We start from the raw sequence: 22,345 nt of genomic DNA, 5'->3' as shown, positions 1-22,345 counted from the left end.
CGGCTCATCGGCCGGGGCTGTGGGAGAGATCCTGATGCAGAGTTTTTTCCTGCCTGTCCTCCGGCTTTTGGCTGTTGGACCACTGCTGCCATGACTGCTCGAAGCCCAGGTTCCGGTACAACGCATCAGGTTGTTTTTCCGGCGTGTAGACAGCAGCAAAAAGCGGTTCTTCCCGGGTTTTCAGATGAAACTGCATAAGCTCCGGTGCAGGGCGATTCGTGCTGTCAGCATCGTGGTTTACCGCTTCACCATAACCTGCAAAGCGTAAACCTTTGTCGGTCAGCGCATTGATAACCAGCTGACTGTTGTCGGCTGATGGGGTGGCCAGTGCCGGATACAATGTGCCGTTCAGCCGGACCACACCCTGCAGATGTTCATCGGCACTCTGGACAAGTAGCAGGTTGAGTTCACGCGTATCCTTATCCACTGATCCCAGAACAGGTGTCAGCTTGTCAGGGGCTGCGCTGGTTATTTCTGTTACCTGATTTGCGTTCTGTGGCGCGGAGACCGGATGTCGGTCTTCACCGATAAACAGATGTGAGCCGACGTTTTCTGGCATACGTAACGCTTTCATCTCTTCGGGCCACCCCTGGCTGATTTGCGCAGCCACTTTCATAAAGGTTTCGACCGGAATCGCCTGAATACGCTGACCTTTATCCGGATTATCATGTGATACCGAGATCCCGTTGGTAACTGACTCCATGGACCACTTATTCCGGAAACGTGCTTTTTGCTCTCCCGGGAGGATGAATTGTTCGCGGTTCTGAAGTGTCAGTGTCACCACGTCACCTTTCTGATGGTTTTTGACCAGACTTTCCAGTTGTTCCCCCCAGTAGAGTTTGCTGCCACTGCGGTTTTTAAGCTCAACAAAGAAACTCTCTCCTTTGCCGGGTGCATATTCAGCACGACCAAAATTGTGCAGTACGGCAGTCACGCTCTCTCCCGGGCGAAGTTTTCCTGGTGGTTCTTCGTCTGGTGCCACATCTGCCGTTTTGCCTGGTTCAGCCGGTGATGGTGCAGAGGCGGTGCTGACGGTTGATGCTTCAGGGGCTACTGGGGACGCCGGGGATTGTGTGGCTTCTTTTTCCTGAACGGGGTCAGGGACAGCCGGTTGTTCTGGGGTATTCCGGTTAAGTTCCGGTGTTGGCTGATGGGTGACAACTGCATCCTTACTGACAGCCATTTCCTTGCGTAATTTTTCTAGTTCAGCCCGTTGATCTGGCAATTTCATCCGGACATCGATGTTGTGCTCGATAATCAACTGCATTGCTTTTTGCTTAAAGGCATCACTGCCCGTCAGCTCTATGACGCCCCCATAAAATTTGGTGGCCACAGCAAGTGCGGCCAGAACGCTGCGATCGTCATTGCTGGCACCGTTGACCATTTCCAGCCGGTTTACCCGGTCAATGAAGGCAGGTTTGCCATCCAGTTTGTACAGGACGGTTCTGTCTGCTCGTTTTTCCCAGTCAAGCTCTTTAAGAATTTCGTCCATGTTGAGCGATATCGGTGCATCAGAACGTTCCGGGGCGTAGACAATACTGTCAGGTATCGGTGGAGTCGTCGTGGTTTCCGCTGAGGGCGTGGGATCACTGTTCTCATGCGCCTGTGAATCCGTTTTTTTACGCGTAAAAAGGCCACGCGCTTTGTCGAGAAACGATGAAGTATTATCAGAAGGTGATGTGCTCTGAACAGGTTGCTGCGGAGTGGGTTCATCCCGGACAGCCGGTTCTATAGTGGCTGTTGTGGCCTGAAGTTCTGACTCATCTGCCTGAACGGGGCCTGTGTCCGGTTGCGACGGCATATCACTGTTTTCCTGCAGATGCTCAGGATTTTCATTGTTCATCAGCTCCTGATATGCGCTGTAGTCTTCGTATTCTTCAGGGCCATCTGACTCAGGAAGGAACGGCTCTGGCTGAAGGGGAATGTCTTCAGTTACATGGCTGACCGCCTCTTCCCGGGGAGTATCCGGGGATATTCCGGTGCTTTGTTTGTCATCAGGCTCCGTCATCACGGTCATTTCCTCTTTGACTGCATCAGGGGAAGGTGATGGTTCGGCTGATTCATTCATGGTTTCAGATGAGGGGCTGTCTTCAGGGGCGGCGGGGGCAGCAGCAGGGGCCGGTATTTCTGGTGAAGTGCCGGACTCCTGTTGTAACTCGTTTTTTTCCGGTTGTGACAGTTCGGCTTCAAATTCACGCCAGTCTTTATCTGTGGCCACAGAGACAACTTTTTCCGGAGGTTCCGCCGGATGAGCGGGTTCATCAGGGGCAGACGCCGTTGTACTTTCCGGGGATGCCGGTGATTCTGCAGGGGAGTCCTGAACTACAGAGCTTTCCGTTTGCGCCTGAACGTTATCAGGGTGCCGCTCATCTTTGCCGTTATTTTCAGTGGCGTGACTGGTAAATGACAGTGTTTCATCAGCAATGTTACTGCTGGAAGCAGTTGGTTGTTCCTGCTGCGTGGCGGACGGCAGAGAAGGTCCCTGGTCATGGCTGTGCCCTGTATCGGGTGATGTTTCAGGATATTCTGTCGGAGTCATGGTTTTTTCCTCAGTGTGGACCGGTGTAAAAACGAGGTTGCCGATCACCAGTGCCTCCCGGATTTCCGGGGTGTTACTGTTGGGGGTGGAAAACCCGATATGTTCTAACTGGGCGTTGATGACATGCTGAAAAGCGGCCCGTCCCCGGCTGGCGTCCAGGTCATTGAAATCGGTCAGTCCCTGCGCTTTTTCGGCATCGGTGAACGCAGGAAAGATGACCGATCCTCCTGTCAGTTCTGCGGCTTTTGTTGCACTGACGATACCTTTGTTAACCTGGCGTGCATGATCGTTGTCGGCACAGAAGATAAAGGGGCTTTGCTTCCATTTTTGCCGGGCATCTTCGGCCACGGCAATCATGTTGCCCGCATCCACTGTCATCAGCACCGGAAGGCCTGTGGCTTCGTGCAGGGAGGCGGCAGTGGCATAGCCCTCGGCAAACAGCACCGGCTGGCCGTTGCGCGGTGTACCCAGCGCAAACCAGTTACCGGTTTTCTCGGAATCTTTCAGGATGCGGGCATCCTTCCCGCCGGTGACCGGAATGCGCTGGTAGGAGCGTATTGCGCCGTTACGGTTGCGGAAAGGAATAACGAGCTCATTTTTGTCGTTTATTCGCACCCCCGGCGCAGCCTGAATGCCTTTCCGGGTCAGGTATTCATGTGCCGTGGCCTGCGGCCATTTGTTGACATAGCGGCGGGCATAAGCAGCCTGTCGGTTGTACTGTGCTTTCAGTTCCCGCTCAGCGTCCTCCCTGCGTTGCAGCGAATGCGCTTTCAGGTGAAGCCTTGCGCGGGGATCTGTCTGCTCTCCGCCGGAGAAGGTCCAGTTGACCGGCGAATCATCCGCGCTGCGATAATCCCTGTACCAGCCGGCAGGTCTGCCGTCCAGGAAGCCGCGATATGCGCCACTTTTTTGCCCGTTTTTGTCATCGGTGGTCGGAACCCGGTGGATTTTACCGTCCATGGCCGGCAGTTCTTTCAGAACCAGTCCGGCATTTTCCAGTACCTGGGCAAACTCGGTGACCGGATCACTGCCGTTCATGGAGACTTCCTGCGGTCGGGGCAGCCAGCGGTCCAGCATGGACAGGTCCGCCCCCGGGCGGGCAAACCAGAGTTTGTGCTCTTTATCCCAGAGGACGGGCGTGTGCCCGTTCATCGGGGGATGTGCTTTTTTGAGATCTTCTATTTCATCTGCAGGCACGGCAAGCCAGGTGCGGTAGCGGGATACAGACGGCATGAGTGCTTCTCCTGAAAAAAGACGGAAAAAAACCACCGCCGGAAGCCGGGGGTGGCTGGGGGGATAGAAAATCGGGGGAGAAATGTTTGTCAGGGTCTCCAGTCTGTACCCTTATTCCAGCGATCCTGCCAGTGTTCAAGATATTGTGCGGCTACATCCGGCATATTCTTAAGCACAACGACATTCTCTGAATTCTTGCGTGCAGCAGCACGAGAGAAGTTATAGGAGCCGGTTTCAACCGTGTTTCCGTCAACAATGATGACTTTGTCGTGATGGATGGGGAAGGCATCTACAGTCCGGAGAGGAATGTCCAGCAGGTTGATATATTTCATCGCTTCCTGACTTGCCCGGTTCGTATTCCCCTTGTCATCAACAACAATACGGACATCCACTCCGCGTTTTTTCGCTTTTGCCAGCGCATGCATTACATCCGGGTCGGTGAAGGAATATGCCATCATCCTGATGGAGCTTTCCGCACTGTTGATTGTGTCAAGCACCAGAGCGGATGCGCTTCCTTCAGGAGAAAAGCCGACCTTCACGGATGGCGTGTCGATCATTGCAAACGATGGTGTCGTGAACAGTAACGGGCATGCCAGTAGCGATACCCGGAGCAGAGTAACGATAGTTTTTTTACCTGACATAAAGACTCCAGAATTTAATCGAGGCCAGTCCAGTCTCGTGGTGATTCCGTATGGTGGCGATACCACCATGGACGACTGGAGGCGATGGCCCCTCTCAGAATGCTGAAAATGCGTGTACAGATAGTCCTGACAGTCCAGCCTGAACGGTCGAGAATAACGAAAAATAAAATGATGCCGGTGCAAATCCAGAAGGTTGTTTTGGAGGGAAAGGGGCATATAAACAGATAAATCATGGTGAACGGCAGAGGTACGCCCTGGATGTTGACTGGCGGTGTTGCATATCGCCAGAAACCTTCTCTTTTCATGACCGTAACTCCCCTGGCGGGATAAAAAGAATCGCTTCTCTTCGGTCAACTTCATTCCGGATATACATTTCCAGAATCTGGTCCCGGATACGGCGCTTCTCCTGCCGGATTATGGCATCAATGTGATGCCCCCACTCTGCATGCGGCATTCCGGAAAGATTGTCGCGAAGCTCATCGTTAATGACGATATATTCCCGGACGGCTTTACGACCACCGTCATTTGTTCTGACCAGAACCTGAACCAGAATGAACTGCAACAGTGACAGGACAGCCCAGGCCATCGAATCCCTGATGACAGGGGGAAACAGCCCAAGAAGACGTGCCAGCGTTTCACCAGGAGATTTCGTATGCATGGTGCTCAGGCAGTAATGTCCGGTGTTGCCTGCCTGTACCGCTGCGTCGGCGGTTTCGTTATCCCTGATCTCACCAACACCGATAATTTCGGGATTACGTCGTACAGCAGAACGCAGTCCGGCAGCAAAACTGACCACATCACGCCCGATTTCTGCCTGATGCGGTGGGAGCAGATCGTTTTCATTTCCCAGGATATATTCCACCGGGTCTTCATATGTCACGATTTTGGCGTCGGGGAAATTGTCCATAATGTAACGGTACAGTGCTGAACACAGCGTTGATTTTCCTGACCCGGTTTCACCACATACAAATCCCAGACCGCTTTTGCAGACCATTGCTTCAAGCAGGTCTGGTTCAATGTTCATGGAGAGAATGTCCGGTATTTCTGTCGGGATGACACGCATGGTTATTGAGATTGCTTTCTCCTCCGCACCAGATGTGCCCTGAATGAGGTGAGAGCGTAACCGGATGCGTTCTCCGCGTTTAAGACCATAGCGCCCGGATGCATCCCCGTTAATCTGTATCGTCCTGTCAACCGGATTGCCTGCCAGAACGCGGGGAATGACTTCCCGACCGAACAGTTCATCAATCAGGGAGGACATGAGTGTGGTTGGTAACGTTGCACTGGAACAACGCACCCGTCGGCCAAAGCGACTGACAGATACAGGTGACCCGCCGGTCAGATCCACATCACTGACTTTATGTGCGGCACACCAGACAAAGAAATGCCGTAGTTCATCTGCAGTGAAACGCTGAAACGGAAAAAGACCAAACTCATCAGGAATATTCATCGGGAGCCTCCTTCAGTGCCTATAAGCGGACGCCAGTGAGATTTCTGAAGATTGAATTCCGCATGATTTTTAAGGCGACGAACACGATCTCCAGTGACCAGTTTTTTCCCGTCACCTGTAACGGTTTGCATTTGATCAGAAACATCCGGACGGGTGATCATGCCCTGACGCCAGAGAAGTGAGTACAGCATCATGCCCCGGTAATCACGGGTGAGGGTTTTCTGGTTGGCTTCAAGCGTCAGGTCGGCGTTTTGTCTTCCTTCCTGCCATCCCTGCCGTAATGCGGTTTCCCACACTTTTCGTTGCACGCTGTCTTCTGGAACGACGCTGCCTTCTGTACCCGGAGTGGCTGTTGTTGAAAGCCCCCGGAGAAGCCAGTCACGCCAGCCCGGTGGATTGCTGACAAAGCGTTCAGGGCGAATGATGGTCCAGACCCGGGAAGAGGTCCGGATTTGATCTGGCGTGATATGAGCTACGTCCTGTGCTTCATCAATAACCGGTGGTAGCCAGCCTTCCGGGCTAATCAGTGGCCGGAAATCGTATAAGGCATTAAGTGTGCTTTCCCGGGCGTTGAGTGCCTGAATCAGCTCCCATGAACGCTGAGCCTTGCCACCACGAAATCCAAGCGTTTTACCTGCGTCGGTCAGCATTTTCCAGCGGGTTTCTGACAGACTATCCGGCTTTTCACTTCGTGGTTTAAGCCATGCATTAATGTCAGGTGGTGGCGTATTGACACCACCTGGCGAGATGGTGGGGGAAGAAGAACAACCAGTAAGCAGTATTACTGGCAAAATGAGAGAGGTGAGTGCTTTCATTTTTTCCGGTTCTCCGGCTGCATGAAGCTGACCTGTAACAAGCCCGGATATTGATGGATTGTTGCTCTCCAGGCTGTCTGGGCTTCAATAAGTCTCAACGTATTGGAAAACGTCATATCCCGGACGTGAAGGTTGACTGGTAACGGCAGGCGGACACCATTGTAGTTAAACTGCATCCCCCTGACTCTGGCCAGTTCGTTCAGTAATTCAATTGCATCACCTTCCCAGTCAAAGGAAAGGCGATCGCTGTTAGCTGTCAGAAGATGAGACCCCGTTGAAACCGGAAGTTGGCCGGAAAACACACCTTTGTCCCATAATGTGTACTGAGTGTGCCGGGTAACCGCCACATCAGAGGCAGCACCGTAGTTACGCGGAACAGGAGTATGCTGAGAAGGGGAGTTGCAGCCAGCCAGAAAAAGGGCGGCAAGACACCCCGCAGGTATAATACGGTTCATAATAATTCCTGAGCAGTTAAATCAGAATGGGATATACCGGTGCTCCGGTACAGACAGGATGATGTTTGTTTCCGGCTATACTTGCGTTACCGGAAATAAATGCCAGTGTGGCCAGGTAAATAGCCTCATAGTTTACTGAAGGTGATTATTCCTGATACTGGCTGGTTGATGTGTCGTCAGACATAAAACGAATATGAGCGTAATCTTTAACGCTCCGCGCCGAATCGATCCATGATGGATGACTCGACGATTTATGAATCGAACGTACCGGCGCTTGTCCCTGAAACAGTTCCCGGCCCTCGTCCGGATAACCTGCAATTCAGACAGGCACATGTGCCCGTACACTCTTGTATCTTACTGAGTATATCAGAATTTATGTAAATTCAAATATCCTCTATGCCTCTTTGTTGTATTTTCCGTCAAGTATGAGCCGGGTACCATCGTAATGCATGATCAGGGCATCAAGGTACGCCGGTTTGAATTTCTTGCCGAGCCTATCTCTGGCCAGAAATGATAAACAATGATTATGTGTCATTATTACTATGTTCCTTTTATGAGATTCTCTTGCGATTGATTCAAGCGTCTTATAAAGATCATTATTGCAGTCTGATAAACTGTCCATAACGACGGGTTCTTTACCGGAGAAGAATTTTGCAGTTTGTATGGTTCTTACCGCATTGCTGGAGTAAATATCATATTCACTGAAGATTGTTGCGAACTTAATACCTTCCTGCTGTGCTTTCTCTGTACCGGTAATAGTGATTCCGCTTTTATCCGAATAGCATGGCATATCTGAACGGTCGCAACGTTCTCCATGGCGGAAAAGGAAAATAACGGTGTTATCAGCATTAATTTCTTTTGCCTGTTCCAGGGTGATATCGGGAAGCGAGCTTTTTGCTTTTGTCACTGCCGCTACCAGGAAAACAGAAAATAAAAGAATGAATGCTGTTTTTGAATAAGAAGAACGTGGTTTCATCATGTTATTTAAACTGAATATAAAAATACCCCCGGGTTTAGTGCCGGGGGCGGGGACAGTAATCAGAAAGTGAACTGAAGTTGTGCCATTGCACCGTAATCGTGGTCAGTTCCTACCAGGCCGGAAACATCGATATGTACGACGTCAAATGGAGAGATACCAACGCCAGCGGTGAAGGCGCTTCCGGAGTTTGATGCCATGTTCTGACGATAACCGGCACGCAATTGCGCCCATTTCCATGCGTTAAATTCAGCACCAACACTTGCAAACTGACGTTTGCTGTCAGAAGTGAAGCCACTGGCAGGAGTCAGATCAACGTCAAGAGCAGTGGTAAACAGGTCATTATGCCAGGATACACCGGCGGTTGCCTGTGGACGAACTTTGAAGGTTTCTTTAAAGCCATTGACGACTTTAGTATCAATACTGCGTGGAATGATGTTCTGGGCAACAAGACCGACAGTCCAGTTGTCATTCAGGTCTGTATAAGCACCAATATCGGCGTTGAATCCGTTTTTCGTGTTGTGGTACTTGTCACCGTCAAAATCGTCTTTGTCGTAATCACGAACCGTTACGTTGTAGTTAAACAGGTCCACACGCTGATATTTTGGTGTGACGCCAAGAGACCATTTTTGTCCGGCCGTTTCCAGTTCTTTGGCAAATGAAATTCCGACGTCGGTAATTACAGCTGCACGCCCGAATGCGCGTGAGGTCAGGGCATTCTTATCGACGTCGGTAATTGTTCCATTGGCAACTTTGTCCAGATAATCCAGGTCTGCATCGTTTACTTTTCCGTTTACGCTGACTGTTCCGTAAGACTTGACCATAAGGGCAAACGGCAGAGTGTCATTTGCCATGGCTGCTACAGCTGATGCACCTACCTGAGCATCTGCATTGATATTGCGGAATTCCTGCAGACGATGTTTAAGATTTGCCGCTGCCTGTTGTACGCCATGCTGGTTATCTACAGCACTGTCAAACAAATCCCAGTCATCTTTAACATCATCAGCTTTATTTGATACATCATCAGGATCAGCAACTTGTGCCCCAACAGACGGCAGAAGAAGGCTGAAATCATCATTGCTGTTGTGCTTTGTCAGTAAAGCCGGGTTTGCCAGAGGTGCCACACCATAATGGGAAGATGCTACCCCGGTGCCACCCATTGCATCGTTACGCGCTTCAAAATATGACGTCGCTGCTGCAGCGTTAAAGGAAAATAATACAGCAGATGCAATGATGGTGCGGGTAATATGATTTTTCTTCATCATTTAATTTCCTGTTTATCAGAATTTAGACAAAACAACGCTATGACACGGATGTGCCGTAAATTTTTACTTTGGTACTATCTGGTATTTACCAGGGTAATAAAGACATATTAAATAAGCTAACAGGTAGTATTTGCCCTGTAATAAGGTTTCCGGCAAGGCCAGGTCTCAACGTAACGCGTCGCAAAGACATTGTTGTATTCTGCCTGGTTGTATATTCAGTTAACCATTTTCTTTTTTCATCGTTCAGAAGTGTTGGTGATAATGATAGTGCCGGATATATTACAGAGCCATTTATTTCTTTTTCCTGTCTCAATATTACCCCGCAATATTCTCTTTTCGTGTTTCCTGCGAAGGGGAAACTATGCCAGAAAATAACTTCAGTGTTGCTGCTATCATTAATAAGCATTCTGAAATTATGAGCAGTATCTGGCCATTCACCGGACAACGCTATCGGATAGTTTTCATGGCCATTCAGCCAGTCCGGATTGAGATTAAAACATTCAGCAAGATGTTCGAGAGCGTCAACTGAAAGATAGTCTGCAAGTCTGGCCGGGTCCTGTATTACCGTGGAGCGGATATTCCATGGCGACAGCAATGTTGCCAGTAATGGCGCATTTATATCATGCGACAGCATGATGTATTCAATTCTGCTTATTATGTTTCCTGTGGTGTTATCCGCAGGCATAAACATATTATGAAGAGCATCCTCAAGCAGGATTCGGGTTAAATCAGCGGTGGATATGGCTAATTGTTCGCTCATTATCCCCAGAACTTCTCTTACCCCTTGTGGGTAACGGACCTGCAGTGGTGTCGGGTTTATCTGACGACCGTTGATGAGTTTTTCGCCGATTGCTTTTTTGTCCAGCGAGAGCATCATTCGGGCCGCAATACCGGTCGTATTCAGTCTCATTGTTCCTCCGACTGAAAAAGTCTTTTCAGCTCATGTGGTTATTGTATCTTCGGTGTTTTTTCTGGTGAAACGAATAATTTCGATCATGCAGATCGAATGTGTTTGGCGAGTTGTTGCAACTCGCCTTTCTGTATGTGTTTTGAATGATGCTTACAACGAGGTGCTGCCCGGGTTCAGAGGGCAAATCATAATGTAGTCAGGGGCGTCGACCGCGATATCAATGCGGCACTCAACATCCGGCAAAAAGGAATACTGGAACTAAAGGCGGCGGGACTCGTCGTCTCTGCCTATGGAGGCCAGCGTAAATCCGTCGCACAGACGGTTGCGGCCTGAGAAGTGGGAAGCCTCGCCCGACAGGGCGGAGAGCAGTCACTATTTGGATATCAAACTTAATTGAGCGTTACACACGACGCAATACAACCTGTCTTATGCTCGTATTTGTACCATTTACGTGAACCTGCTGGGCTCTCAACTACCTGGCAGTAGTGGGCATCCTCTGCGTTGCCCATTCTGGCAATGGCACAGAAGTCGAATTGCCCCAGATAACCTGTGTTGGAAAGCTGAGTAACTTTGAGTTTTCCACCTATTGTCCTCCACGTACCGGATTGGCACGAAAGTATTGCCCCTGTATTATCGCGGCCTACAAGGCCGTTAGGCGAACATGATGCGCCAGCAACGGCAGTTCTTTCCAGTTGTAAGTATTCACCAGTATAAAGGCGACCATCAGCACGAACAGTACCGCCTTTCACCTGACCGCCGGTATAGATGCCCTTGTTGTTTACACTTCGAACCCATGATCCGTCGGACATATAAAATCCGCCACCGTGAGTTTCATTGAGCCAGCCTTTGCTGTTACGAGTAATTAACCAACCATTATTACTTCTGATATCACCGCCAGCGGTGACATTTACGTCAAAGTTTCCGCTATTGCCTTTTACCTGACCGCTGAAAGTGCCATTTACACCATTCACATTGCCGCTGAAATTACCAGTCTGGGCATTTACTGCCCCAACGTTATTCAGGTTATTTGATCCCATATCAATGGCCGTGTGCATTTTGTTTAAGTCAGGGCGACCATTGACCTGGAATCTGTAAAGACGATCAGTGTCCTCTGCTGCACCACTAAGTTCATCTGTCGATAACAGTACGGCAATATGCCCGTTGCCGCTTTTGGCACCATAATTACTTAAAGCTACTGACCAGGAACGTAATGCACCTGTGGCTGTTTTGCCGTCCTGGATATATCCACCAAGACCAGTGGTAATATCCTTAGCCATCTGGATAAGTGCTTTCACTGGATAAGGGGTGCCACCACTGGATACAACCATTGCCTGTAGTAATTCCGGGTTTTGGGTGTTTCGAACTACATATGCCTGTAACCGCTGCCCCTCGCTGTTTGTCTCAGTAAAGCCGCTGGACAAAAAGCCGGTATTTTTCAGCATGGTTGTCGTGATAACGGCAGGGGTTGTTGTGGTACTACTGGCCTGGAGAGTTGTGTAGTTTTTCCCTATATAAGAGCGGGCTGCACTGGCCCAGTTGCTGACAAGACGAGCTTCAGCCTGCCAACCTTTGGTTTTTAAATAGTCCTGCCATATGCCTGCACCCCAGGCAACTATGATCATAACAATCAATAAAGCCGCGCCAATTTCCAGCGATGCCCAGCCTCGGTCATATTTTTTCATCAGATTACCCATAGTGGTTGATAAAGATTATCCAGTAGCAAAAGGACATGGCCAAGACACAGCCATGGACCCAGTGGGCCTTCTTTATGTCCTTTTATGCACCATGTTGAATGCCATAAGACAAATCCTCCTGCGCCCAGCAACACACTCCATATGGCGTTATATAGCCCTGACCATGCGGTAATACCTGCAATAAGCCACAGGTCTCCTGTGCCAATATTAAGACGATGGCGGTTAACCAGTTTATGCAGACAGAATAAGACAATTGCGGCAGAGACAATTTCTGTTGCACGGAGCCACCATATATCAGTTGTGATTTGTGATAATATTCCAGCGATTAAAAAACGCCTGGTGAATGTACCAGGTAAGAGGCCTGTTAGTGCATCCGTTACTGCCATTTGCAGCATGAACGAAAGAATAAGAACAGCATGAATACGGTAGAGAAGTTGGGATGGCGATAAAATAATTAATGCCACAGCTATACTATATAGCCATATTCCTGACAGAACTGCAGTGTGTGTCTTATACCAGAGATGTTCTGTATCAGATAAAAAATAACGAACTCTGAATAACAGAGTTCGTCCAATAATGGAAAATATGAACATCAATGGGAGGATATAAACAGGGGAGAGACTTATGCCTACGATTGTCTGCATTGTCTGCCTCCCTGCCCGGGAAGGCATATCCCTTTCATGTCACGATAAATTCTCCATACTTTATTAGCATATTGCTCTCTTGTTTCATGTCTGTCCTTACGGAAGCCGGCATTGTATGATCCAAGGCAATTCCAGCTGACGCCACATATCTGAAAATGTCTTGCCAGTATCCAGCTTCCTATATGGATATTAAGACATGGTTTGGTAATTAAATCCTCAGACTTTTTGATTACGCCCATCTTTATAAGCTTTGGAATATGGGTTGAGTTTATTTGCATCAACCCATAATCCGTACTACTGGCTTTGCCTGTTTTTCTGTCCTTATTTATGTTAATTGCGCCCGGCTTCAATGAAGATTCCCCGGCAGAAATGGCCTTCAACAATAATGGTTCAATTTGATAGCGTGCGCCGGCGGCGGCAAAGCAATTGTCCCACTTGTTAGTCCAGATTTGTTTGGGGGCGATGTATGAAGCTCGGGCGGGATAAATAAGAGAACAAAGCAGGATTAATGAAATAAGTCTGAGGGGCACTTTACCCCCGGACATTAAAACTCCTTAGCCATTGATGGTGAAGATTAGTTTGTTTGTACCGGTGCTGCCATTATCAGCTGTGCATTGCGCACTGGCTTCTTCAGTAGTGACTTTTCCATCATTGTGAGTCGTACTGTTCAGGGTAATACCGTTAGTTAAACCAGTACGACTGATTTGTGTGGCAATCTGGATACAGGCATCCTGTGGGACTTTTTCATAGGTGACGGTAAAACCATTGTTGAAACCTGATGTTGAAGCCGGAGCAACAGTTACGGCACCGCCCCATGAGTTATAGAGCGTTGCTGTACCTGATGATGGAGTACCACGCACTGTCATAGTCTTGGGTACGCCACCCATCTGAATGAGAGCACCCGTCATTTTGGCTCCACTGGTAAACGTATATCCATCGCTACCTTTTAGCAGCCCCTGAGTACTTGTGATGATTGTCTGTATGTTCGAACTTTCATTTGCCACACCGGTTCGTGAACGCAACATATACAATCCACCAAAAACAAGGGCAAGTACGATAATTACAACAAGTGCTATTGCACCCTGTTCCATAATACCCCAGCCTTTGTCATGAGACGTTTCTTTCTCATTTTTCTTCAGAGCGTTAACATCAATATTTTGGATTAACATAAATACCTCGTTTTATTTAAAGATTACCCATACTGTTGTCGCCAATAGACTGAATGTCTACAACGGCCATGACCAGTAACAGGAGTGACATGACAAGAAATATCAGCATAATTAAACGCACAACAGCTGCTCGTTTTTTTACTCGCTCCAGCGTTTGTACAAGCCACCGTTGGCCATAATTGCCGATTAGCTCCGTTGCGCCATCTCCCTGTAATAAAGACAGGAAGTTGGCTGCTTCCCTGGATGGGAACTGATAACCGCACTGACGCAAAGCCAGCCCAAGGTGATCCCCCTGGCGTACGCGGTAAATAATGCTGTCAAGGCGTGTGCTTAACCATGGTGATGCAAAGTCCTGAAGAACGTTCAGTGAGTTGAGCGTTGTCATTTTGGCTTTCAGAAGTGCAGCCATATTCAGGAGGAATGCTGCCCCCTGTATATCCTTATAAATACTCCATGGCATTATATTGTCAGCCAAAGAGCGGCTTTTCCAGTTTTTCAGAGACCATGATATTACACCTGTGACCACTGCAAAAAGAACGGCACATATAGCGCCGTAATTATCGACAAACAAAGATAATCCATAGAGAAAACCAAGAGCACCACTCCATGAATCAGGGGAGCTTATTTTGCTCAGTACAGGTATTAGCTCTGTATTAAGAACATATAATGTCCCCGTCATCATGATTAACAACCCCACCGGGTAAATAGCCATTTGCCATATGGCCTGATGGAGTTGCTTTTTGGCATCTGTAAGTGTGGTGGCAAATTGTAATGCATCCACAATGGAACCACTTCTTATTCCGGCACTGATTACTGCAGCCTCTTCCTGGGGAACCCATAAACCAAGAGTATATTCCAGAGAGTTTTCGCCACTGTTTTCACGAAGAGACTCAATACAGTCTGTGGCCAGTTCAGCAAAGGGATGCCATTTTCGTCCAAAGTCTGTCCAGGCATCCCGCATCTGTTCCAGTGCGGTCTTTAATGGCTGTTTATTTTCCAGCAGAAAACGCAGAGCTTCGTAAAACTGCACCCTGTAGGGGGCGCTGAACGTTTTTCTGACAATGAAACGTCTCAGCCGTTGACTGAAATTCATTTCACGCATGTTGTTCTCCTGTTAGGCATCATCGATGCTGAGGCGTTCGTCTTCGTCCAGAGGGATGATTCTGTCGGCTTCAAGAGGGTCCACCAGGCCTTCATTGATACGGCGAAGCAGATGCTCCACACGACTGATGCCATGCATGTTTTCAAGCCAGTATTTACGTGCTGCAACTTTGCCGCGTGTTTTCAGAATCTGAAATAAGCGATTATCAGGTTCTATCACTTCAGCAATTACGGTCCTGCCGGTGAGGCCTTTACCTATTTCACCGCGCTTTCTGCCGTTAATAATTACGTCGTGATTACAGTCGGAGCATCCGTGAGGATTTCGGAACCAGATATTATCTGTACTGCAGAGTGAATCTTTATTGCAGTGCCGCTCAAGGTAAGCGCGGTCGTCTTCGCTAAGTTCAGGTACTCGCTTTTCCCATGGAATACGGCAGGAGGGACACAGAGTTGGTACAAGACGCTGGCTGATCATCCCAATCAGTAATTGCGCATCGCAAATAAGATCGGCATTCATACCCATCGTAATCATCCGCTCCGGTATACCCAGAGCTGAGTTTGTATGTAATGTCGTCAGAACGATGTGACCGGTCTGAGCCGCGTAGGTTGTTGACATCATCGAGACAAGATCACGCATTTCCCCTTCCATGATGGCATCGGGGTCAAGTCGCATTGCCGATGAAATAGCACGACTCCATGCCAGTTTGACGGCCTCTTCGTCGGATTTGTCACAGATAATCGGGGTTTGTGTTGCCCCCAGAATCTGTCCTTCCAGCGGATCTTCGATCGTCAGCAGGTGTCGCCCCTGATTATCGTCAAGATATACACGGCAGGCACTGCGTAACGTTGTTGATTTACCTGAACCTGTTGGACCAGACAGAACTATTTTCCCTTCCGGGCGGCGCAGCATGACGTTCAGCAACCGGATTTGCTCCGGTATAAAGCCCAGTTGCTTAAACGTGGGAACTTTGTCTCCGTCATCGGGTATCAGGCGCATAACTGCAATCAGACCATCTCCCGTAGGTCTGTGACTGTATCGTGCACCAAATATTCCTATTTTTCGCATTAATTGTGGGGACAGGCGCGCATCCTGTTCCCTTTGAGGGAAGAAACTGGTTTCAGTCACATCAGCCATTGACAGAATGGCTGTTGCGCAAAGTGAATAACCCAACGCAGGTTGATCTTCATCTACAGTTTGCAGTTCACCGAATATTCTCATGCGAACTTTGAAAATAGACTCTGAAATTAAAAAATGAATATCTGAAGCACCAAGTTTTCTGGCCGTTTCAAAATAGGAGAGAACTTTCTTCTCACTTTCACTGACATCTGCAAGATCTTTCAGATGAATAATCCGTTCTTTCGGACCTTTATTTTCATCATCCTGACCGGCTTCCTGTAACTCAGACAGCGAGACTACTTTTGGGATGATGTCAGGGTATAAGTTTAGCAGTTCCTGGAGATTACTCTGTACGTCAGGTCTTGTTCGCTGATTTGTTTCGATGAGAATTTCATGGGTGTCTCCCCGGGATATAAAAAGGAGAGCATCCTTCAAATTATATTTGTCCATATCACATCACTCAGAAAGTAAGGGTGGTGCCATCACTTAACGTGACGCCAGACAATGAGATCGACTTCACCGTGACGGATGTACCCGGAAGCTGGCTACCAGTGGTGACGCTTGTCTGACGTCCATCAGCCATGCGAAGAACGGCATGAAGACGTTTATCTTTGCCGTTTATTTCCATAATAACGGGCAATTCCTTTCTGTTTTTAGATGTCGGCTGCTCTGAAACTGATGGCAAAGAGGCAGTCATACCAGAGAAACCTGAAACAGTTTCAGATGACAGATTAACATCTGATTCTTCGAGTTGTTTCTGTAGCTGTGCGCCCTGAACTTTTGCCTGTAAAAGAATATTCCGGTTTTGTTGTGCTTCAAGTTCTCCTATTGTGACAAGAGGTTGTGTTGTTGCAAATGAAAAACCAGAGAAGAAAAATATGGATGGAATAATGAGTAATTTACCTGGACGCATAAATATGACCTTCTGAGGAATAACTGAAAGTACCGCCGTTTAATTCAAAATGGATATTGCTCAGACGAACGCCGGTATCCTGAAATAAAGGGAACAACTCATCAGGATTTACAGGCGTTGATAAACTGAACTGATATTCTTTCCATTTCTGAACAGGGGCTGGTTCACCATCGTTACCTGGTAATGGTTCCGGTATGGCTATTTCATTAATGGCCGGCGTTAACTGTTTTTTCTGAAACCACGTGAACACCCGCATCAGTTGTTCTGAGGGGGCAGGGACTGCCTCATCCCTGCGGGGCAGGGAAGGCAGTGGCCGGGTTACAGAAGCCAGGCGTGCACCATCTTTAAGGTTAAAGTCAGGAATAACATTAAAGATTTCTTTGCTTCTTGCCAGAAAGCCTTCAATAGTTCCTCCTGGCTGTCGTTCGTAAATCAGTGTGAATGTCTCGGGAGTACATGTTCCACCGGTAAGTTTCCAGCCTTCTAGCGCGACCGGTGATGGTTTTCGAAGGTCCGCGCAGGCTTTCAGAAAATCACTGATTACAGGTTGTGACGCCCATGGATGCGGGAGCTCCGGTGGTGGTTCGGGCTTTTTAAACTGTAATCTTGCCCGTGCAGCTATCTCCTCGGCGGTCGGTCCGACATCCGGCTCTGGCTGAGTCATCCAGAATACTGTGCCTGCGCCGGCTGCTACTAAAAACAGTACGGCAGGCAGTGTGAATTTGCTGCGATTGCCGACAGTAAGTTTGCAACGGCGGAGGTCTGCTGATGATAACCGGGTAATAATACTTTCCCAGTTATCAGGATGTTCCAGAGACGATACAACCTGCCATTTTTCGGGGGGCTCTTCGTTCATCGCCAGAAAAAGGCTGACCTTTTGGGCAACATCGGCATCATTTCCTGATAAGTCAGCCATAACGGCAGGCTGGCCATTAATGGAAGCAAGGAATAAGAGCTCCTTATCGCTGTACCGGAAGACACCGTATCCATTTCTGACCCATGAGCAGAAAGCCAGTGCCAGGGAAAAATAATGATTGCGTTCTGGCCTGGTCAGTATTCCTGTGCCGGTAAGGCGGCTGATCTTTCCACGGGAATTTCTGCTGCCTACAGTCACTTTCAGGGAGGTAAGCCGTCTGGGTTTTACATGAGACTTGTGTTTATGATGTGAGGGGACGCGCTGTTTTTTTACGACAGGAGTCCATTTAAGACAGGCAGCCCACACGCGATGATTTACTTTAGGATCTGCGAGAAGCACTACCGGGTTGATATCTTCATCAGCCATTATTGCCTCCTGACGGGAAAGTCGGGGTAATGATGATCACAAGCGTGCTGCGTTCATTTTTCCCGGTTTGTGAACCACCAAATAATGGATTTGCTGGCGTAAATGTACCGGCTTTACTTGTCGTCGTATTGTTCTGATCGAAACCAGTAACGACAAGTGATTGCCCTTCTTTCAGATTGACCTTCTGGCTCAGTGAACGCAGTTTGGTATATGGCATTTCGATGTAACTGTTTCCGTCTTTTGACGTAAAGCTACGGATAGTTGGGGGATCAGACAGATTAAAGTTCATCTGCAACTGGAGATTGCCTGTTTTCTGAATTAAAGGCAGCAGGGTCATATTGAATCCAGTGGTGATCATGCCCGGTGTTAATGTTGTTGTTGCTCCTACATCCGTAGTCGTAGTTGTTGCTGACTGGGCGACGTAAACTGTCTGATCTGCCATCTGGATAGGTACCGGCGTCAGGTTTGTGACAGTGCTTTCTTGTGAAGTTACAACGCTGACATCGCCTTGTTCACTCAGTGCTTTAATCAGAAGGCTGGAACCGCTGAATTTGGCGGCATTCCCTGTTGCCGTATCCAGAATTGATACGCCTGCAGATGTAGCGCCTGTAAAATCTCCGCTTGCATTGTTCAACGTTGCTCCGGCGGAATGTAGCGATTTATAAACAAGGTTCCAGTCCAGACCGAACTGTTCGTTTCTGGTATTGCTGACGCTCAGAACCTGTACGTTCAGGGCTACCTGGCGGTTCATAATACTGTTTTGTTCGTCTACATATCGTGCGACGGCTTCCTGGACAGCTGGAGTATCAGTGACTGTCAGCGTTGAGCTCGATGCAGATAACCAGTAACGGCCTTTTTCTGGTGTCAGCATTGCTTCAATAGTTTTCCGGATATCTTCATACAGATCGTATTCCTGACCAACGGTTGTGCTCTGAGAGGACGTTGCATCACCGGATGCTGAGTTATCCTGGCCTCCTGTTGCCCCCATTGTGCTTGTTGAGCCAGAGCTGACACTGGAACTGCTGCTGGTTTTGGTGTTCAGCATATGAAGTGGATACGTTCTGGTTTCAGTCAGATAGAATACAATCCGACCATTATCCATGCGCCAGTACAGACCACTCCGGCTGGCCATCAGATCCAGAAGACCATTGATATCTCCCTGCCACATGAGGTTATTCAGCGTTAATGGCTGAGTGGAGGTAGTCATTGTTGTGCTGCCCAGGCTGCTTAACGGTAGACGTCCATTTTCATCTGGTGCTGGTAGTGTTCCTGTCATCTGGCGGGTAGCGCCTCCTTCAAGAGTTGAATTGGCTGCGTCAGGCGTGATGATCACAGGGATGCCGCATACGGCAGTAATACGTTGCCCCAGTTCCTGCAGAGTGATCTCTCCTTTTCTTGCCTGCGTGATGTAGCAGGCTGGAGCTGTTTGTTTTTTCTCTCTTGATACCTGAGCGACCGGAACAGGGTTTATCCATTGATTATCGAGCCAGGTAAGAGCCTGCGATTTACGGGCCGAAAGGGCTGATACCTTTTCCCGTGCATGTGCTGAGTCTTCCTGTGCTTTTTTCTGCATTTTGTTGATTTCGCTGAAAGTACATCCGGAGATGGAAAGAGCGACGGCGATCATGCAGGGGAGCACCGCCAGCTTCATTGAACGCTGGTGTGATTTTTTCATGAATATATCCAGATTAGTTAACGTAGACGACAGAACCAGCAGTAATGCCTGCCGGGGGTGTCAGACCGGTTGCAGTTCCTGATAGCCAGGTGAGTTGCCCGTTTTGGAAGATCCCTATTAGTGCAGAACCACGACTTTTTGAACGCAAAGTTTCAACAAGTCCTGGTTGTTCAGGCATCCATACCCACAGACGCCCCTGTTGTAACTGATGTTTAATTCGGGAGTCCGGAGTGACAGGGAGAGCCAGTTTATCTGAGGAAATTACTCCGTCCTGCTGGCCTGATACGTATCTGATATCATTGATTCTATTAGCAATCATTAGTATCTGACTTGCCCATACAGACGCACTTGCATATTGCTGGGCGTTTGTGGTTTCAGACATCTTCTGATTCTGGTAGCTACCAGTGATAATCAGAATGGTCAGGCCGACGGCCATGACCAGCCATCCCATTAGCGACCATCCCTTGTATCAGAAACTGTAATGATGCACTGCATGCGAGAAGCCTGTGCGTATAAAGGTTTTTGCGCAGTCCGATATAACTCAAATACCTGCTCCATGGCTGATTCAAATGATCCCCGGAACATCAAAGGCGCATCAAGACGGTAATCGGTTACAGAAAGTGGCCATATGACCATCCAGTGCGTTGATGCCATGCTTTCGCATTTTGTTTCTTCTGCCCACTTAATAATGTTTTCCCTTAATGTAGTGCCTGCCGGCGCACGCCACTCTTTACCCTGAGATACCGGTTTGACAGGTGTCCCGGTCATGAGTGGGATAGACTTGACTGTAGAGCCGGTCGGAGTCGGGATTGCTGCGGGCGTAGACGGAGATACGCTGTTTCCCCTGAATGGGTTTCGTGGTTTGTTCTGGCTATTTGCTGTCGTTGAAGACTCCGGGGAAGTGGATGTGGTTACCATGGCTGCTGGCGAGATAGTGGTTGCCGTGTCCTGTGCCGGTGCAGCAGCCGATGTTGTGACGGTCAACGTTTTATTATCCCAGTCCAGATGGCCCCAGAGGTGTTGTTCTTCCAGCAACCGGTTCAGAGAACGGGTCCACTGATCATTGGCAGACCATGAAACCAGTTTGGTATTCAGTTTGGGCGTGGCTGCATTCTCTTGTCTGAATTTCCATCCTTCCGGTAGTAATGTTTTTATCCACTGACTGACGGTCCGGTTACGGGCCGTCGGCGATAGTGTTACAGGGGTGCTACCAGGCTTGCCTGTAATGATTAACCGGGAGAAATTCTGACTTATTGTTGGTGAAGGTAACGGTCGGGATTCGCTTACTGGCTGTGCTGTTTTTACTGTCTCTGGCACGCTGACTCTCGGGGGCGGAGTTATTTTAGGTGGAGAAAGTCGTTGTTGCGTAAGTGCCAGGACGCCAGCACTCTCACTGATTTGTCCGTCAACAAAAACCAGAGCAGGCGTATCTGATGGTGCCACGTTATTGCCGCCGGAAATTCCGGCACAGCCGGACAATAATGACGGCAGTATAAGTGTCAGATAGTTTTTTTTCATAACGGAGACTCCGTGTTCGTATATACGTGTTTGTTAGTTAATGCGGACTTTAAGTAAGGGTTCATTATTTTATGTGCAATTGGATGGGTAATGTATACCGGTATTGAGAGAATTACTCCTGAATGTCCCGTTTTAGTCGCATTCAGAAGTCTGCTTGGGTCTTTAATATTGTTGATTAGTATTTTCATTATTCTATCTTTTGAATTTTAATGTTGCATGTTATTTTAAAGGTGAGGTTGTGGATAGCCAATTAAGCCAGTGTTTTGGGATTTTTTGTGAAAATAAAAATCCTGTTTATGAGCATTCTTTTTATATCTAAATGTATTTTTTAATTGGTGTGGTGGGTCTGGAGAGGACGAATGACGACTGTCATTCCGTCCGAATGCAAATGCGGGAAAGACCACTGAAACAAGAGATATATAAAAGGAATTGATAATTTTTCGTACAGACTTGTTTTCCGTGGGTATGTAATAACTGAAAAACTCAAATCATAAGATTCCAGTCTCTTTATAAGTTTATTTATTCTTGCTGGAGTAAAGAGATGTGAATGCATGACAATGATTTCATCATTATTAATTGCTTTTGATATCAGAGAAAGCAATACATCCCAGTGTTTCCTCATTGACTTCGGGCAACGTGTGTCAGCATAGGGGCTAAGATGTATAGTTGATTTCTTGCTTCCCTTTTTCTTCTTCACAAAGAATGTGAAGTCGTATTTAGATGCAGACCTTACAATAAGAAGTACACATCTGAAAAGTAGTGGGAAAATGCAAATCACAACCACCACACAGAAATATAACATATAAGGCAATGATAAGTTGTCAGTGTATGGATAACGTAAGTATTGCCATGGGGTAGTGATGTACAGACAAAGCGTACACCAAAGCAACCAGAGATATAATGGCGCGTTATTATTTTTCATGTTGGCTGAGGCAGGCGACTAAAATA

At 48.1% G+C, this 22,345-nt stretch carries 21 protein-coding genes and 1 pseudogene; 1 reads left to right on the top strand and 21 read right to left on the bottom strand.

Annotated elements, in window-relative coordinates:
- Positions 1–4: 4 nt before the first annotated feature.
- The 9 genes from A7098_RS21160 to traE all read right to left on the bottom strand — a co-directional run bounded on the left by A7098_RS21160 (position 5) and on the right by traE (position 10,284).
- Entirely contained in the window at positions 5–3,772 is a 3,768-nt protein-coding gene (locus A7098_RS21160) for an LPD7 domain-containing protein (protein ID WP_105281385.1), read from the bottom strand.
- Between the two features lie 89 nt (positions 3,773–3,861).
- Complete coding sequence (locus tag A7098_RS21155) at positions 3,862–4,413, bottom strand: phospholipase D family protein (protein ID WP_000014584.1); 552 nt, start codon at positions 4,411–4,413, stop codon at positions 3,862–3,864.
- Positions 4,414–4,427: 14 nt separating this feature from the next.
- Positions 4,428–4,718 carry a conjugal transfer protein gene (locus tag A7098_RS21150; RefSeq protein WP_071791959.1) on the bottom strand — a complete coding sequence of 97 codons (291 nt, stop codon included), beginning with the start codon at positions 4,716–4,718 and terminating at the stop codon, positions 4,428–4,430.
- Positions 4,715–5,863, bottom strand: a complete 1,149-nt coding sequence (gene traJ, locus A7098_RS21145; protein WP_001024972.1) for a plasmid transfer ATPase TraJ — start codon at positions 5,861–5,863, stop codon at positions 4,715–4,717. Before traJ ends, A7098_RS21150 begins: the two co-directional genes overlap by 4 nt.
- The gene (traI, locus tag A7098_RS21140) at positions 5,860–6,678 is read right to left on the bottom strand and encodes an IncI1-type conjugal transfer lipoprotein TraI (RefSeq protein WP_000646097.1); all 819 of its coding nucleotides are present in this window, start codon (positions 6,676–6,678) and stop codon (positions 5,860–5,862) included. Before traI ends, traJ begins: the two co-directional genes overlap by 4 nt.
- Positions 6,675–7,133 carry an IncI1-type conjugal transfer lipoprotein TraH gene (gene traH, locus A7098_RS21135; RefSeq protein WP_001079808.1) on the bottom strand — a complete coding sequence of 153 codons (459 nt, stop codon included), beginning with the start codon at positions 7,131–7,133 and terminating at the stop codon, positions 6,675–6,677. The genes traI and traH overlap by 4 nt, the downstream gene beginning before the upstream one ends.
- Positions 7,134–7,527: 394 nt before the next feature.
- Entirely contained in the window at positions 7,528–8,112 is a 585-nt protein-coding gene (locus A7098_RS21130) for a histidine phosphatase family protein (RefSeq protein ID WP_000977522.1), read from the bottom strand.
- 59 nt (positions 8,113–8,171) lie between these two features.
- The gene (locus A7098_RS21125; RefSeq protein WP_000976348.1) at positions 8,172–9,374 is read right to left on the bottom strand and encodes a conjugal transfer protein TraF; all 1,203 of its coding nucleotides are present in this window, start codon (positions 9,372–9,374) and stop codon (positions 8,172–8,174) included.
- An 85-nt stretch (positions 9,375–9,459) separates the two neighbouring features.
- Positions 9,460–10,284 (bottom strand): conjugal transfer protein TraE, encoded by an 825-nt coding sequence (gene traE / locus A7098_RS21120; protein WP_094249181.1) that lies wholly within the window; start codon positions 10,282–10,284, stop codon positions 9,460–9,462.
- Between the two features lie 207 nt (positions 10,285–10,491).
- On the opposite strand from traE, the pseudogene A7098_RS21115 reads away from it, so the two are divergent.
- Positions 10,492–10,617 (top strand): annotated as a pseudogene (locus A7098_RS21115) (RNA-guided endonuclease TnpB family protein); the annotation flags it as partial.
- A 56-nt stretch (positions 10,618–10,673) separates the two neighbouring features.
- Here the strand turns inward: A7098_RS21115 and A7098_RS21110 are convergent.
- From A7098_RS21110 to A7098_RS24430, 12 genes are all read right to left on the bottom strand, one after another.
- On the bottom strand, positions 10,674–11,966 hold the full coding sequence (locus A7098_RS21110; RefSeq protein WP_001350014.1) for a shufflon system plasmid conjugative transfer pilus tip adhesin PilV: 1,293 nt from the start codon (positions 11,964–11,966) through the stop codon (positions 10,674–10,676).
- Positions 11,966–12,622 carry an A24 family peptidase gene (locus tag A7098_RS21105; protein WP_001193549.1) on the bottom strand — a complete coding sequence of 219 codons (657 nt, stop codon included), beginning with the start codon at positions 12,620–12,622 and terminating at the stop codon, positions 11,966–11,968. Before A7098_RS21105 ends, A7098_RS21110 begins: the two co-directional genes overlap by 1 nt.
- Entirely contained in the window at positions 12,607–13,167 is a 561-nt protein-coding gene (locus A7098_RS21100; protein WP_000014005.1) for a lytic transglycosylase domain-containing protein, read from the bottom strand. The genes A7098_RS21105 and A7098_RS21100 overlap by 16 nt, the downstream gene beginning before the upstream one ends.
- Positions 13,168–13,176: 9 nt before the next feature.
- Positions 13,177–13,791: a type 4 pilus major pilin gene (locus A7098_RS21095; RefSeq protein WP_000908226.1), complete on the bottom strand. Its 615-nt coding sequence runs from the start codon at positions 13,789–13,791 to the stop codon at positions 13,177–13,179.
- 16 nt (positions 13,792–13,807) lie between these two features.
- Positions 13,808–14,893 carry a type II secretion system F family protein gene (locus A7098_RS21090; protein ID WP_001208802.1) on the bottom strand — a complete coding sequence of 362 codons (1,086 nt, stop codon included), beginning with the start codon at positions 14,891–14,893 and terminating at the stop codon, positions 13,808–13,810.
- Positions 14,894–14,905: 12 nt separating this feature from the next.
- Positions 14,906–16,459, bottom strand: coding sequence for a GspE/PulE family protein (locus A7098_RS21085; RefSeq protein WP_000362206.1), 1,554 nt, complete (start codon positions 16,457–16,459; stop codon positions 14,906–14,908).
- A 10-nt stretch (positions 16,460–16,469) separates the two neighbouring features.
- Positions 16,470–16,922 (bottom strand): type IV pilus biogenesis protein PilP, encoded by a 453-nt coding sequence (pilP, locus tag A7098_RS21080; protein WP_001247331.1) that lies wholly within the window; start codon positions 16,920–16,922, stop codon positions 16,470–16,472.
- Positions 16,909–18,204 carry a type 4b pilus protein PilO2 gene (gene pilO2 / locus A7098_RS21075; RefSeq protein ID WP_001545757.1) on the bottom strand — a complete coding sequence of 432 codons (1,296 nt, stop codon included), beginning with the start codon at positions 18,202–18,204 and terminating at the stop codon, positions 16,909–16,911. The genes pilP and pilO2 overlap by 14 nt, the downstream gene beginning before the upstream one ends.
- Entirely contained in the window at positions 18,197–19,879 is a 1,683-nt protein-coding gene (locus A7098_RS21070) for a PilN family type IVB pilus formation outer membrane protein (RefSeq protein ID WP_000748143.1), read from the bottom strand. The genes pilO2 and A7098_RS21070 overlap by 8 nt, the downstream gene beginning before the upstream one ends.
- 13 nt (positions 19,880–19,892) lie before the next feature.
- Entirely contained in the window at positions 19,893–20,330 is a 438-nt protein-coding gene (pilM, locus tag A7098_RS21065) for a type IV pilus biogenesis protein PilM (protein WP_000539807.1), read from the bottom strand.
- A complete protein-coding gene (pilL, locus tag A7098_RS21060) occupies positions 20,330–21,397 on the bottom strand; it encodes a type IV pilus biogenesis lipoprotein PilL (protein WP_001360287.1) in 1,068 nt (355 codons plus the stop codon). Before pilL ends, pilM begins: the two co-directional genes overlap by 1 nt.
- Positions 21,398–21,725: 328 nt before the next feature.
- A complete protein-coding gene (locus A7098_RS24430) occupies positions 21,726–22,319 on the bottom strand; it encodes a hypothetical protein (RefSeq protein WP_001330804.1) in 594 nt (197 codons plus the stop codon).
- Between the last annotated feature and the right edge of the window lie 26 nt (positions 22,320–22,345).

Origin of the sequence: Escherichia sp. MOD1-EC7011 (genome assembly GCF_002965005.1) — a bacterium.
GTDB lineage: Bacteria > Pseudomonadota > Gammaproteobacteria > Enterobacterales > Enterobacteriaceae > Escherichia > Escherichia ruysiae.
This window is presented reverse-complemented; position numbering and strand designations above follow the sequence as displayed.